General features: G+C 71.2%; 14 protein-coding genes. 10 read left to right on the top strand and 4 right to left on the bottom strand.

The window, feature by feature from the left end:
- The first annotated feature begins 282 nt into the window (after positions 1-282).
- A complete protein-coding gene (locus ACVTJA_RS08970) occupies positions 283-669 on the top strand; it encodes a hypothetical protein (protein ID WP_465835554.1) in 387 nt (128 codons plus the stop codon).
- Here the strand turns inward: ACVTJA_RS08970 and ACVTJA_RS08965 are convergent.
- Positions 666-1,244, bottom strand: a complete 579-nt coding sequence (locus tag ACVTJA_RS08965) for an NUDIX hydrolase (RefSeq protein WP_465835553.1) — start codon at positions 1,242-1,244, stop codon at positions 666-668. The two genes, ACVTJA_RS08970 and ACVTJA_RS08965, sit on opposite strands and share 4 nt — an antisense overlap.
- A gap of 158 nt (positions 1,245-1,402) precedes the next feature.
- Here ACVTJA_RS08965 and ACVTJA_RS08960 point away from each other — a divergent pair, with 158 nt between their 5' ends.
- Positions 1,403-2,809, top strand: a complete 1,407-nt coding sequence (locus tag ACVTJA_RS08960) for a sigma-54-dependent transcriptional regulator (protein ID WP_465835552.1) — start codon at positions 1,403-1,405, stop codon at positions 2,807-2,809.
- Positions 2,810-2,983: 174 nt separating this feature from the next.
- A complete protein-coding gene (locus tag ACVTJA_RS08955; RefSeq protein ID WP_465835550.1) occupies positions 2,984-4,069 on the top strand; it encodes a TetR family transcriptional regulator in 1,086 nt (361 codons plus the stop codon).
- 24 nt (positions 4,070-4,093) lie between these two features.
- On the opposite strand, the gene ACVTJA_RS08950 is transcribed toward ACVTJA_RS08955, so the two are convergent.
- Positions 4,094-4,630: a hypothetical protein gene (locus ACVTJA_RS08950; protein WP_465835548.1), complete on the bottom strand. Its 537-nt coding sequence runs from the start codon at positions 4,628-4,630 to the stop codon at positions 4,094-4,096.
- Between the two features lie 116 nt (positions 4,631-4,746).
- On the opposite strand from ACVTJA_RS08950, the gene ACVTJA_RS08945 reads away from it, so the two are divergent.
- Positions 4,747-5,802 (top strand): hypothetical protein, encoded by a 1,056-nt coding sequence (locus ACVTJA_RS08945; protein WP_465835547.1) that lies wholly within the window; start codon positions 4,747-4,749, stop codon positions 5,800-5,802.
- Between the two features lie 19 nt (positions 5,803-5,821).
- Here ACVTJA_RS08945 and ACVTJA_RS08940 read toward each other — a convergent pair whose 3' ends face one another.
- The gene (locus ACVTJA_RS08940) at positions 5,822-6,136 is read right to left on the bottom strand and encodes a tetratricopeptide repeat protein (protein WP_465835545.1); all 315 of its coding nucleotides are present in this window, start codon (positions 6,134-6,136) and stop codon (positions 5,822-5,824) included.
- A gap of 61 nt (positions 6,137-6,197) precedes the next feature.
- On the opposite strand from ACVTJA_RS08940, the gene rsfS reads away from it, so the two are divergent.
- The 6 genes from rsfS (at position 6,198) to ACVTJA_RS08910 (ending at position 12,187) form a co-directional block, all read left to right on the top strand.
- Positions 6,198-6,734 carry a ribosome silencing factor gene (rsfS, locus tag ACVTJA_RS08935; RefSeq protein WP_465835543.1) on the top strand — a complete coding sequence of 179 codons (537 nt, stop codon included), beginning with the start codon at positions 6,198-6,200 and terminating at the stop codon, positions 6,732-6,734.
- Positions 6,731-7,195 (top strand): 23S rRNA (pseudouridine(1915)-N(3))-methyltransferase RlmH, encoded by a 465-nt coding sequence (locus ACVTJA_RS08930; protein ID WP_465840343.1) that lies wholly within the window; start codon positions 6,731-6,733, stop codon positions 7,193-7,195. Before rsfS ends, ACVTJA_RS08930 begins: the two co-directional genes overlap by 4 nt.
- A 69-nt stretch (positions 7,196-7,264) precedes the next feature.
- Positions 7,265-8,416: an RNA ligase RtcB family protein gene (locus ACVTJA_RS08925; RefSeq protein WP_465835541.1), complete on the top strand. Its 1,152-nt coding sequence runs from the start codon at positions 7,265-7,267 to the stop codon at positions 8,414-8,416.
- A 79-nt stretch (positions 8,417-8,495) separates the two neighbouring features.
- Positions 8,496-10,037 (top strand): 2,3-bisphosphoglycerate-independent phosphoglycerate mutase, encoded by a 1,542-nt coding sequence (gpmI, locus tag ACVTJA_RS08920; protein WP_465835539.1) that lies wholly within the window; start codon positions 8,496-8,498, stop codon positions 10,035-10,037.
- A 19-nt stretch (positions 10,038-10,056) separates the two neighbouring features.
- Positions 10,057-10,758 carry a ComF family protein gene (locus ACVTJA_RS08915; protein WP_465840341.1) on the top strand — a complete coding sequence of 234 codons (702 nt, stop codon included), beginning with the start codon at positions 10,057-10,059 and terminating at the stop codon, positions 10,756-10,758.
- Positions 10,759-10,984: 226 nt separating this feature from the next.
- Positions 10,985-12,187, top strand: coding sequence for a serine/threonine-protein kinase (locus ACVTJA_RS08910; RefSeq protein WP_465835537.1), 1,203 nt, complete (start codon positions 10,985-10,987; stop codon positions 12,185-12,187).
- A 21-nt stretch (positions 12,188-12,208) separates the two neighbouring features.
- Here ACVTJA_RS08910 and ACVTJA_RS08905 read toward each other — a convergent pair whose 3' ends face one another.
- Positions 12,209-12,556 (bottom strand): helix-turn-helix domain-containing protein, encoded by a 348-nt coding sequence (locus tag ACVTJA_RS08905; RefSeq protein WP_465835535.1) that lies wholly within the window; start codon positions 12,554-12,556, stop codon positions 12,209-12,211.
- Positions 12,557-12,676 lie beyond the last annotated feature (120 nt).

Here is a 12,676-nt window from a genome sequence, read left to right as displayed (position 1 = left end):
TCGATTTCCCGCCGCGCTGCTCGTGGTCACCGCGGAACTGCTGTACCTCTTCCGCTCTGACGGCTCATCCATGACCCTTCGCGGAACCCTGACCATCGTGCTCCTGTACGCAGCGGGCGCGGCCTGGGTGTACCGGAACCTCGCGGCCCAGGTCTGCCTCCTGGTCGAGCTCCACTTCGGACGCCCACGCATCGCGAGCCGTGACGCACGGATGGAACGAGGCCAGACCGATATGATGCACCGCCCCGGGCGTTGAGTGCCGGGACAGGGGGCCCCTCGCGCATGTCGCTGTCGAAGTCGCTGCCCACGCTCATCGCCGTCTTCGGGCTGGCGTGCGCCTCCACCGCATCACGCGAGCCCCGGCGCGAAGAACAGTTCCCGGTGGAGAAGCGGCCCGCGAAGTCCCCGGACTGCGCCTTCGACCTGTACGAGCAGTTCGCGCCCACGCGGCCGTACCGGGTCATCGGCACGGTGCCGCTCACCCTCGCCGTGTCCGGCCGGGACGATGCCTTCTCGCTCAAGGGACTGCTGCGCAAGACGGTCTGCAAGACGGGCGCGGACGCCGTCCGCCTGGAGCCCCTGCAGACCCGCATCATCGGCCGCTCATTCGAGCGCGAGTTCCGCGCGAGCCTCCTCGTCTACACGGAGGCTCCGGCACCGAGCCCCTAGCGACGCGCCGCGGCCACCACGCTCCGCGCCTTCTCCAGCATCCGCCGCAGCGGCGCCTCGTCCGCGCGGGCCAGCGCCTCGTCCCAGGTGAGCCACTGCACGCCGGTGGACTCGGCCGGGTCGTGCACCAGCGCCTCCGGGTTCTCCGCCACCAGCAGGAAGCGCACGTCCAGGTGGCTGTGCTCCGGCTCGTCGCGGCGCGCCGGAATCGTGTGGATGTCCACGTCCAGCGGCCGGGGAGCGGCGGGGTGGACATGGACACGGCAGCCCGTCTCCTCGCGCGCCTCGCGCAGCGCCGTCTCCGCCATGTCGCCGCCATCCGCTACGTCCGCATGCCCGCCCGGCTGCAGCCAGCGCTTCAGCTTCCCGTGGTGCAGCATCACCACGCGCGCGCCTTCCGGGTCCACCACCACCGCGCTGCCGGTGAAGTGCGCCGTGGCCTGCGAGCGCGAGAAGGGCTGCGCCAGCGTGGCGGCGAAGTGACGCATGCGCTCCAAGTCGCCGCGCTCCTTGTCGTCGGAGGGGACATGGTGCGCGAGCAGGGCCTGCAGGGCGATGGGAGATGCGGAATCCATGGCCTCGCACGTATCGCCCTGGGCCGAAACCCGCCAGCGCCTTCGCATGGCAGGCGTGCAGGCGGCGCGAGCCGGTGTAGGGTGCGCCCGGGTGTGTTCTCATGCAGACGCACCCGGGGCGGCCGGCCCCGGCAGTGCATGGAGACTCGAGCAACGCCATGGCGCGCATCCTCGTCATCGACGACCACGACACCCTGCGCGAGGGCATGGCCGTCACCCTCACCCGCTCCGGGCACACCGTCTCCGCGGTGCGCAGCGGCGCGGACGGGCTGGCCGCCTACCGCAAGACGCCCTTCGACCTCGTCGTCACCGACTTGAAGATGGACGGCATGGACGGCATCGAGGTGACGAAGTCCCTCAAGGCGCTGGACCCGGCCGCCGTCGTCATGGTGGTGACGGGCTTCGGCACGATTGAGACGGCCGTGCGCGCCATGCAGGAGGGCGCCTACGACTTCATCACCAAGCCCTTCCCGCCCGAGGTGCTGCGCGCCAAGGTGGACAAGGGCCTGGAGCTGTCCTCCACGCGCCGGCAGGTGGAGAAGCTCACCGCGCGCACCGCCGCGCACGACGCGGACGCGGCCCTCACCCACGGCAGCCTCGTGGGCGACAGCGAGCCCATGCAGAAGCTCGTCACCCAGGTGCGCAAGGTGGCGCAGAGCGAGGCCACCGTGCTGGTGCACGGCGAGAGCGGCACCGGCAAGGAATTGGTCGCCCGCATGGTGCACCAGCTCTCCCCGCGCAAGGACGGGCCCTTCGTCGTGGTGCACTGCGCGGCGCTCGCGGAGACGCTGCTGGAGAGCGAGCTGTTCGGCCACGAGCGCGGCGCCTTCACCGGCGCGGTGAAGCGCAAGCTGGGCCGCTTCGAGCTGGCCGACGGCGGCACCCTCTTCCTCGACGAGATTGGCGAGATTCCCGCCTCCGTGCAGACGAAGCTGCTGCGCGTGTTGCAGGAGAAGGAAATCCAGCGCGTGGGCGGCGAGGAGACGCTCAAGGTGGACGTGCGCGTGGTGAGCGCCACCCACAGGGATTTGCAGGCCGAGGTGAAGGCGGGCCGCTTCCGAGAGGACCTCTACTACCGCCTGCACATCGTCCCGCTGCTGCTGCCGCCCCTGCGCGAGCGCCCCGAGGACATCGCCACGCTCGCCCGGCACTTCGTGGCCAAGCACGCTCCACGCGTGAATCGGCGCGTGACGGCCCTGGACGACAGCGCCCTGCGCGCGCTCGGCCGCCACGCGTGGCCCGGAAACGTGCGCGAGCTGGAGAACGTCATCGAGCAGGCGCTCGTCTTCGCCGAGTGCGAGGTGCTCACCGACGCGGACCTGCCTTCCCACCTCACCGGCAGCACGCCGCGCATGGACGCGGGCCTGCCCGTGCCCCACGGAGACAGGCCCCTCCCCGACATCCTCGAGGACCTGGAGCGGCAGCTCATCGCCCGCGCCTACGAGAAGGCCGGCCACGTGAAGACGGAGACGGCGCGCCTGCTCGGAATCAAGACGTCCGCGCTGTACTACAAGCTGGAGAAATACGGCTTCCTGCCCAAGGGCACGCCACCCGAGGAGGGTTGAGCCTCGAAAATCCGTGACACCCGGACCCGCCACCATGATTTTCCACCGCCGTCCCACCCCCTCCCACTCCGCACCGGTGGCCTCAGGCCCCTGGAATCGCTCGGCTTTTCCCGCAGGGCTGGTGTGGGGGCGGCGGGCCGTGCTGGCATCCGCCTTGCTCAGGAAGCTCCGTTGATGAACCCCCGCCTCTCCGCCCTCCTGCTGTGCCTGCTGCTTGGCGTGCCCGCCTGGGGCGCGTCCGGGCTGGAGGCGGCGCGCGGGCGGGCGCAGGCGGCTCGCACCGAGATGCGCTCGCTGCGGGGTCAGCAGCAGGCGCTGCGCGACGAGCTCAACGGGCTGGCGGCGCGAATCGAGGCGCTGAAGGCGGAGCGCCAGGGGCGGCTGACGACGGGGACGGAGCTGGAGACGGCGCTGCGGCGCTCGCAGGAGCTGAGCGGCTCGCTCACCGGGCTCGCGCAGTCGGTGTCGGCGGCGGAGGGCGAGTCGGAGCGGGCCCACCTGGCGCTGCACACCGCGCTGTCGGACGAGCTGTCGCGGCTGCGCTCGGCGTGGGACGCGACGTCGGACCGGGGCCAGCGCGCGAAGCTGCTGGACGCCATGCGCACCGTGCGCGCCGAGCGCGAGGCCGTGCGCGCGGCGCTGCCCGCCTCGCGGGTGCCGGCGCTGGACGGCGCGGGCTCCGGTGGTGATGACCCCGAGGATTTGCTGGAGCAGGCGGACACGCTGCGCGACACCGAGGACAAGGTGCGCGAGCGGCTCAAGGCGCTGCGCGGCCGCATCACCGAGGTGCGCGAAGAGCGGGATTTGGACCGTCGCATGAACGACTTCCTCGGCGAGGAGTCCATGTTCGACGAGCAGGACCGCCGGCTGCGGGTGCGCCTCAGCGGCGACCGCGTGCAGGTGGAGCGCAGCCCCAGCCGGGGTGGCGGCTCGAACTATCTGGGGGACTCGGAGGGCGACGCCGCGCCGCCCCCGGCCCCGGGCGTCAGCTCGCCCAACGAAGACGTGGGCGGCTCCCCGGGCGGCCCGCGTGGCCCGGACGGCCCCCCGGGTGAGCCGGCGCCCATCACCACCTCGGCCCGCGCGAGCGACCGCCGGCCCCAGGTGGACTCGGTGCGCGCGCAGGACCTGGCCGCGGGAGGGCCGGTGGACCTGGCCGCGATGGAGGCCGAGGCCGCCCGGCTGGAGACGCTGGCCCGCGAGCTGGAGGGCCGCGCCTCCTCGCTGGAGCACCGGGCCCAGGAGCTGGACAAGCGCTGAGGCCCGGCGCCCGCCGCCGGCCGGCTACAGCAGCCCGTCCTCCACCTCGATTGCCACCACCGCCTGCAGGCGCACCTCGCGGTCCGGCATGCGCCCGCGGCCGCGGACGATGATGCTCATGGTGGGCGCGGACACGAAGGGCTGGAGCTCCACGTCGTCCACGTCCAGCGTGAGGATGGGGTTGGGCGCCTTCAGGTTCAGCCGGGAGACGTTCTGCCTTTGGGCGATGCGCGTCTCTCTGTCTCCCGCGCGCGCGAAGAACTCCACCGAGTCCAGGAAGGCGAAGTCCATGTCACTGGGGCTCAGCACCCGGAGTGTCAGCGCCGTGACCTTCGCGGACGTCACGTCGGCCTTGGTGACGTCCTGGTTCTTGAAGTCCTGGTTCTGGTCGAAGTCGAGCCCCGCGAAGCTGCTGATGCTGGGGAAGGCGTTGAGCTCGGTGACGACGCCGGGGGGCCCCGCGGGCACGGTGGACTCACCCTTCAGCACGGTGGTGAAGGACGAGGGGGCACAGGCCGCCAGCCCGAGGCCGGCCGCCGCGAGGAGGGGCGCGAGTCGCATGTATCAAGTGTATCGGCCCGAAGGGGGGCCGTCATCGTCGAGGCCTGCCTGCCGGACGGGCACGCCCTCCCGCGAGTGGGGCGTGCAGGCTCCGGGCCGGCTATGGTGCGCGCGTCGTGGCCCGTCTCCGTCCACACCACCTGCTTGCCCTCTCCGTGCTCGCCGCCGGCCCCGCGCCCGCGGCCGAGTGGGAAGGTGCGCTGAAGGGCACCACCCGTGTGCTGGTGGACACCAACGCGTCGCGCGACTTTTCCGACGCCACCACCACCACCAATGGCGGCCTGGACCAGGCCGTGAGCCTGCTCGGCTCCGCGGAGGGGCGCGCCACCTTCGAGCGCTCGCAGCTCGTGGGCCGCTACGAGCTGGGTGTGCGCAAGTACCTGGGCTTCACGGACGAGGACACGCTGGTGCAGGCGGGCGCCCTGGAGGGCTCGCTCGCGTTGGGTTCCGAGTTCGGCGTCGGCCTGGAGGGCCACGCGAAAGACAGGCGCGGCGGCTCGCGGGCGTACTCGGATTTGGGGGCCAGCGCCTTCGTCGAGTACGCGCCCGACGTGCGCCTGGCGCTGCGGCTGCGCGGGGGCGCGCGGCGCTTCGTGTACCGGCCGGACGGCACCGCCAACTTCGGCGGCCCCGAGTTCGGCGTGATGGGCCGCTACCGCTTCGACCGCCGGCACAGCCTGTCCCTCTTCGGTGATTATGGCTCGCGGGGCTACGGCACCCAGGCGCGGACGCGGCCGGACAGCACCGTCCCCTCTCCGGGCCGCCGCGAGGACGGCGCCATCACCGTCGGCGCGACGTACACCTACCGGGGCCCGGTGGCGCTGGGCCTGACGTACGCCTACCAGGAGTCCACCTCCAACAGCTTCGGCGAGACGGTGCTGCGCCACCGCGTGACGGGCAACGCCGGGGTGCGCCTGCCCTGGAGGGTGACGCTGCTGGCGCAGGGCACCCTGGGCTTCAGCTCCTACCCGGACGGCATCTACCTCTCGCCCGAAATCATCCTCGTGGAGGAGGACGAGGGGCAGAACTCCCTCTCCCTGAAGCTGGCCCGCCCCATCACGGAGAAGGTGGACGCGGAGCTGTCCTGGGGCCTGTGGAGCACGCGGCTGCCCCGCAACGGGCTCACCTACACGCGCCAGGTGTTCGGCCTGGGCTTCACCTGGCGAGACTGAGCCCCGAGCGCGGCGCCCTTCAGTCCAGGTCGGCGATGCGCGCGTCGATGTCCTCGGCGAGGCCGGGGTGATTCTGGGCCAGGGCGTGCTGCTTCGCCTGGCCGAACACCTCGCGGGCCTTCGCCGTCTCCCCCGCGCCGGCCCACGCGTCACCCAGGGCCACCAGGGCGGCGGCATACCCGGGGTCCAGTTTGACGGCGGACTCCAGGCACCGGGCGGCTTCGGCGTATTCCCGACGCTCCAGGTACAGCTTCCCCAGGGAGAAGTGGCTCATGGGGGAGTCGGGGAAGTTGGCCACCATCTTCTTGAACTGCTCCAGCCGGGCGTCACTCATGGACACCAGCAGATAGAGGACCGCTGCCGCCTTGCCAAGGGTGCGGTAGGGTGCGCGGCACATGGCCACGAAGAAGAAGACGAGCACGAAAAAGGCCGCGGGCAAGGCCCCGGCGAAGAAGAAGACGGCGGGCAAGGGCCCCGCGGGCAAGGCCCCGGCGCGGAAGAAGACGGCGGGCCGGGCCCCGGCGCGGAAGAAGGCGAGGCTGCCACCCGCCCCGCAGCAGAAGGCCGGCCCCGCGGAGAACCCCGAGGCGAAGGCGCTGGCCCAGCGCATCGGCCAGCTGCTGGTGGACAAGAAGGCCCTGGACGTCGTCATCCTCGACGTGCGCGGCATGACGTCCTACGCGGACTACTTCGTCGTCGCCTCCGGCGAGAGCGACCGCCAGGTGAGCGCCATGGCGGAGAACGTCCAGGTGCAGCTCAAGACGCCGGAGGAGGGCGGCCACCGTCCCATCGGCACCGAGGGCCTGGAGACGGGCCAGTGGGTGCTGCTGGATTACGGCGAGGTGGTGGCGCACCTGTTCCTCACGGACCTGCGCGCGCACTATGACCTCGAGGGCCTCTGGGCCGACGCGGCGCGGGAGAAGGTGGCCTGAAAGTCCGCCTCCTCTCCATCGGCAAGGACCGCTCGGGCCTGTACGAGCCCGCGGTCCAGGAGTACGCCAAACGCCTGGGGCACTACACCCGCTTCGAGCTGGTGGAGCTGCCCGAGGCGAGTGGCAAGAAGCTCAAGCCGGGCGAGGCGAAGGCCGCGGAGGCCGACGCGATTCTCGCCAAGCGCAAGCCGCAGGACTGGCTGGTGGCGCTGGACGAGCGCGGCTCGCTGCTCGACTCGGTGGAGCTGAGCCGCTACGTCGCCAAGGCGCAGACCGGTGCGAAGGACCTGCTCTTCATCATCGGCGGCGACGAGGGGCTGGACGCGAAGGTGCGCGACGCGGCGAACCTCACGCTGTCCTTGTCGAAGATGACGCTGCCGCACCGGCTGGCGCGGGTGGTGCTCATCGAGCAGCTCTACCGCGCCTTCACCATCCTCAAGGGTGAGCCCTACCACAAGTAGGCAGTCGGGCAGGCCCGGGCGTCCGGGCCTGCCCGTCAGGGCGCATTCCGGCGTGGCGTCTGCGGGCTCATGAGCACCGCAGCGACCCCGACTTCCTCCTCCGCGCCCACGGCGCACGTCCGCGTCATCGCCTCGCCCCAGTCATGGGTGGAAGGTGAGGCGGTACGACAACTCGAAGCCATGGCCCGGCTGCCCGGCATGCGCATGGCGGTGGGACTTCCGGACCTGCATCCCGGCAAGGGCGCACCCGTAGGCGCCGCCTTCACGTCCGAGGGCTTCCTCTATCCATATCTCGTCGGCAACGACATCGGCTGTGGCATGGGCCTCTTCGACGTGGACCTGCCGACACGCAAAGCCAGGCCGGAGCGGTGGGCGTCGAAGCTGGATTTGGAGGGGCCGTGGAGCGGGGACGTGGAGGGCTTCCTCTCGGAGCACGGCGTGAAGTCCTCCGGCTTCGAGGCGGCGCTGGGCACGGTGGGCGGTGGCAACCACTTCGCGGAAGTCCAGCGGGTGGACGCGGTACACGACGTGGCGGTCTTCGCGGCACTGGGTTTGGCGACGGACCGGTTGCTGCTGCTGGTGCACTCGGGCTCGCGCGGGCTGGGTGAGGCGATTCTCCGGGCCCACGTGGACCGGCACGCGGCGGGCGGGTTGGTGGACGGCACGGCGGAAGCGCGGGCCTACCTGACGCGGCATGACCACGCGGTGGCGTGGGGCCGGGCCAATCGGGCCCTGGTGGCGCGACGGATGCTGGACGGCATTGGCGCATCGGGCCGGCGGGTGTTGGATGTCTGCCACAACAGCGTCACCCCGCTTCGAGTCGACGGGCGCACGCAGTGGCTGCACCGCAAGGGCGCGGCGCCGCACGACGAGGGCCCGGTGGTGATTCCCGGCAGCCGTGGCGCGCTGAGCTACCTGGTGATGCCGACGGGGGATGGGACGGGCAGCGCGCACAGCCTCGCGCACGGCGCGGGCCGCAAGTGGACGCGCACCGCCGCCCGTGAGCGTATCCGTGAGCGCTTCACCGCGGAGTCCCTCACGCGCACGTCCTTCAAGAGCCACGTGGTGTGTGAGAACAAGGACCTCCTCTTCGAGGAGGCGCCGCCCGCGTACAAGCCCATCGACCGGGTGGTGACGGACCTGGTGGAGGCCGGGCTGGTGCGGGTGGTGGCCACGCTGGCCCCGGTGCTGACGTACAAGACGCGCGCCCGGGGGGAGTGACGGCCTCCCGGCAGCCTGGATGAGAGGCTGGCGATTTTTGTCCTCTCCGGCCCGCCGCCCCCATGGTTAGGGTTCGGGCATGACTCCCGCGCACAAGGTCCTGCTCTGCATCCTGGACGGCTGGGGCATCCGCCACGAGCGAGATGCGAACGCCATCCTCCTGGCCGGCACGCCCCACCTCGACAAGCTGGCGAGCCCCTACCCCTTCACCGAGCTGCAGACGGCCGGCCTGGCCGTGGGCCTGCCCGAGGGGCAGATGGGCAACTCGGAGGTGGGCCACACCAACATCGGCGCCGGCCGCATCGTCTACCAGGACCTGGTGCGCATCAATCGCGCCGCCGAGTCCGGTGAGCTCGGGCAGAACCCCGTGCTGCGCGCCGCCATGGACGGCGCGAAGGCGGACGGCAAGGCGCTGCACCTGCTCGGGCTGGTGTCGCCGGGCGGCGTGCACTCGTCCATGGAGCACCTGTACGCGCTGCTGCGCGCCGCGCGCGAGCGGGGTGTGCCGCACGTCTATGTGCACGCGTTCCTGGATGGGCGCGACACGCCGCCGCAGAGCGCGCTCGGCTACATCGAGGAGCTGGAGCGCTTCCTCCACGAGACGCACTCGGGCCGCATCGCCACGGTGAGCGGGCGCTACTACGCCATGGACCGCGACAAGCGGTGGGACCGCGTGCAGCTCGCGTACGAGACGCTGGTGTTCGGCCGTGGCCCCAAGGCACCGGACGCATTGAGTGCCATCCGCGCGTCCTACGCGGAGAAGGTGACGGACGAGTTCGTGAAGCCCACGGTGCTCGCCAGCGGCGACGGCACGCCGGTGGGCCGCATCCAGGACGGCGACACGGTGGTGTTCTTCAACTTCCGCGCGGACCGCGCACGGGAGCTGACGAAGGCGCTCGCGTACCCGGACTTCAAGGAGTTCGACCGGGGCGGGCTGCGGCTGGGGCGCTACGTGTGCATGACCCAGTACGACGAGACCTTCGACTTGCCCGTGGCCTTCGCGCCGGACCAGCCGCAGGACATCTTCCCGGAGCTGCTGTCGCAGAAGGGCCTGCGCCAGCTCCGCACGGCGGAGACGGAGAAGTACGCGCACGTCACGTTCTTCTTCAACGGCGGGCGCGAGGTGGTGTACCCGGGCGAGGACCGGCACCTCGTGCCGAGCCCGCGCGACGTGAAGACGTATGACCTGAAGCCGGAGATGTCCGCGCGCGAGGTGACCGCGGAGCTGGTGAAGCGGCTCGACTCGGGGGCGTACGACTTCGCGCTCGTCAACTTCGCCAACCCGGACATGGTGGGCCACAGCGGCCGGCTGGACGCGGCGATGCAGGCGGTGCGCGTGGTGGACGAGTGCCTCGGCGTGCTGGGCAAGGCGTGCGAGCGCAACGGCTGGGTGATGGCCATCTCCGCGGACCACGGCAACTGCGAGCAGATGGTGGACCCGCAGACGGGCGAGCCGCACACGGCGCACACGCTCAACCCGGTGCCCTTCCACCTCATCCACCCGGACTTCCGCGGGCAGAAGCTGCGCCCCGGCATCCTCGCGGACATCGCTCCCACGCTGTGCAAGGTGATGGGGCTGCCGCAGTCGAAGGAGATGAACCGGATGGGGCTGATTCCTTGAGCAGCCCGGGGCCGTGCCGGTGCTGAAGGCGCTGCTGGACTTGCTCTACCCACCTTCGTGCATCGCCTGCGCGAAGGTGCTGCCGGGCCCGGGCGCGTTCTTCTGCGAGACGTGTGACACCGCGCTGGAGCGGCTGCCTCCCGCGTGCTGCCGCACCTGCGCGGAGCCCGGCACGTTTCCTGGTGGAGCATGTCCCCGGTGCCGCGCGTCCCCGCCTCCGTTCACCCGGGCGTGGGCGCCGTTTGCCCATGAAGGGCCCATGGCTCGGGCCATCCACCGCTTCAAATACGAGGACCATCCGGAGCTGGCCGCGCCGCTGGGCGAGCTGCTGGCGGGCGAGGCCCGGAGCTTCCTGGGCCGCGCGCCCGAGCACGTGGTGGCCCTGCCGCTGCACACGCGCCGCTACCACGCGCGCAAGTACGACCAGGCACAGCTCCTCGCGGGCACCCTGGCGAAGGCCACGGGCCGGGACGCGCCGGTGGGCTGGCTCACGCGCACCCGCGAGACACAGCGGCAGGTGGGCCTGAGCGAGGTCGAGCGCGCGAGCAACGTGGCGGAGGCCTTCACCGCGTCCTCCATCGTGAAGGGACGTGAAGTGCTGCTGGTGGATGACGTCTTCACCACCGGGGCCACCGCACGCGCCGCCGCGTCCGCGCTGCGCGAGGCAGGCGCCGTGCGGGTGGAGGTGCTGACGGTGGCGCGGGCCTTCAGCCTGAGCTGAGCCTCGCGCAAGGGCGTGCTCTCGAAGGCGGAAGCGCGCGGACAGCCCTTGTCGTCGCGGCGGCGCGAGTCTGACGCAGCCGTCACCCAGCGACCGAGGCCACCGGACGCCTTCTGAGGGGCTTCCTGGCCGTGCCCCCGCGTCGCGAATCCGCAATCGCGTGTCATCGAGAGTTAGTCATGGATAGACTCCGGGAGTACATGTCCCCCTTGCTTCTGGAGCCCGCATGAGAACCCCTGTGACGCCCGTGGTTCCGCCGCACCCCGTTTCCACCTTCATCACCGAGGAAGAGGAAGCACTTGGAGCGCCGGGCGGGCGCCATACGCTCTTCCACGTGGGAGACACGCGCTACGACTTCGTCCGCGTCCTGGAGCGGCGTCATGACGGCGAAGTGCTGATGCTGGCCGAGCGCCATGAAAAGCATGGGCTCGCGGGCCCCGTCGCCATCCGGCGGTTGCACACCCCGGCCACCTTCGAGCGCCGGCAGCGATTGGTGGAGGAACTGCAACTGGCCTACCGGCTCCTTCACCCAGCCATTGCCCAGGTACACCTCTTCAAGGTCCGGGCAGGCAAGCCCTACGTCATCATGGAGTATGTGGACGGCCCCACCCTGGATGGCGTCCTGGGCCTCATGGCGATGCGGCACCAGCCTGTCTCCATCGCCTTCGCGCTGTACGTCGGCGCGGAGCTGGCGGACGCGCTTCACCATGCCCACCAGCTCACGGACGACGCGGGCCGTCCGCTCGCGCTGATTCACCGCGACGTCAGCCCCCGCAACATCAGCATCAGCAGGGACGGGGCGGTGAAGCTGACGCACTTCGGCGCGGCCTGGTCGCGACTGGTGGGACGCGAGGAGACGCAAGGCGCCCTCCGCAAGGGGGACGTCGCCTATGCCTCGCCGGAGTATCTCGGCCTGCGGAAGCTGACGCCCGCCGCGGACCTCTACTCGCTGGGGGTGGTGCTGCTGGAGCTGGCCACCGGGCGCCACCTCTTCCAGGACGCCTTGGAGGAGCTCCCGGCATCGCCGAAAGGCACGCCCGCGAAGGTGAGCGTGGAGGAGCAGCCCTCGCTGCCCCTGACCCGGCTTCTCGCGCTCATGGCATCCCGCACGCCAGACACGGTCGTCCGGGCCATGGCGGCGCTCCCCCAGGACTTCCAGGCCATCCTCCAGCAGGCACTGCGCCGTGAGCCCTCCGAGCGCCATGCCACCGCCGGTCAGATGCGGGACGCGTTGCGAGCCTGTCTCGCACGCGCGTGGCCGGCCGGCGCCTATGGACGCCAGGAAGCGGCGGCGGAGCTCGCGCAGCTCATCAGCGAGGCCAGCGCCGCGCGGGACGAGGTGGACCTGGCGGACGAACGCCTGTTCCCCTCGGGGTTGGCGCCGCATGAGCTGGACGTCCCCTCCTCGCGCAGCAAGCACAGGAAATAGCGGGCCTCGCTGTTCGCGGCGCTAACGCGACAGCGCGCGGGCCACGACGACGAGCGCTTCCAGCTTCTCGTCGTCCAGCTCGCGCGCCAGCGTCACCAACCGGCGCAACAGGGGCGGCTCCTTCTGGGCGCCGCGCCGGGCCTCCTTGTCGGGCCGGGCCAGTCCCAGCAGCTCGTCCGTGGGGGTGCGCAGGGCCATGCTCAGCTTCCGCATCATGCCCGTGCTCGGCACCATCTTCCCGCGCTCCACACGGCTGTAGACCATGGGGTGCATGTCCACCATGGCGGCCACCTCCGCCTGTGTCAGCCCCAGGCGCGCTCGCGCTTCGCGCATCGCCTTTCCCACCGTCACTCCCAGTTGTTCGTCCATACGTGCGAGCGAAGGTAGCGCACCTCGGCCCGCGCGAGCTCATCCACCGGACATCTTCTTCATGGACGCAGGAGCTGTATCTCCGGAGTCTAGTGCGTGCTAGACTTCATGACCGGTAGC

It is taken from the genome of Pyxidicoccus sp. M6 (assembly GCF_055568925.1).
Note: the sequence above shows the minus strand (reverse complement) of the source record. Positions and strands in the feature narration are given on the sequence as shown.

Coding starts and splice junctions, on each gene's coding strand:
- gpmI (WP_465835539.1), top strand. CDS start 8,496: ATGACTCCCGCGCACAAGGTCCTGCTCTGCATCCTGGACGGCTGGGGC.
- ACVTJA_RS08940 (WP_465835545.1), bottom strand. CDS start 6,136: ATGAGTGACGCCCGGCTGGAGCAGTTCAAGAAGATGGTGGCCAACTTC.
- ACVTJA_RS08925 (WP_465835541.1), top strand. CDS start 7,265: ATGAGCACCGCAGCGACCCCGACTTCCTCCTCCGCGCCCACGGCGCAC.
- ACVTJA_RS08950 (WP_465835548.1), bottom strand. CDS start 4,630: ATGCGACTCGCGCCCCTCCTCGCGGCGGCCGGCCTCGGGCTGGCGGCC.
- ACVTJA_RS08970 (WP_465835554.1), top strand. CDS start 283: ATGTCGCTGTCGAAGTCGCTGCCCACGCTCATCGCCGTCTTCGGGCTG.
- ACVTJA_RS08955 (WP_465835550.1), top strand. CDS start 2,984: ATGAACCCCCGCCTCTCCGCCCTCCTGCTGTGCCTGCTGCTTGGCGTG.
- ACVTJA_RS08965 (WP_465835553.1), bottom strand. CDS start 1,244: ATGGATTCCGCATCTCCCATCGCCCTGCAGGCCCTGCTCGCGCACCAT.
- ACVTJA_RS08960 (WP_465835552.1), top strand. CDS start 1,403: ATGGCGCGCATCCTCGTCATCGACGACCACGACACCCTGCGCGAGGGC.
- ACVTJA_RS08905 (WP_465835535.1), bottom strand. CDS start 12,556: ATGGACGAACAACTGGGAGTGACGGTGGGAAAGGCGATGCGCGAAGCG.
- ACVTJA_RS08910 (WP_465835537.1), top strand. CDS start 10,985: ATGAGAACCCCTGTGACGCCCGTGGTTCCGCCGCACCCCGTTTCCACC.
- rsfS (WP_465835543.1), top strand. CDS start 6,198: ATGGCCACGAAGAAGAAGACGAGCACGAAAAAGGCCGCGGGCAAGGCC.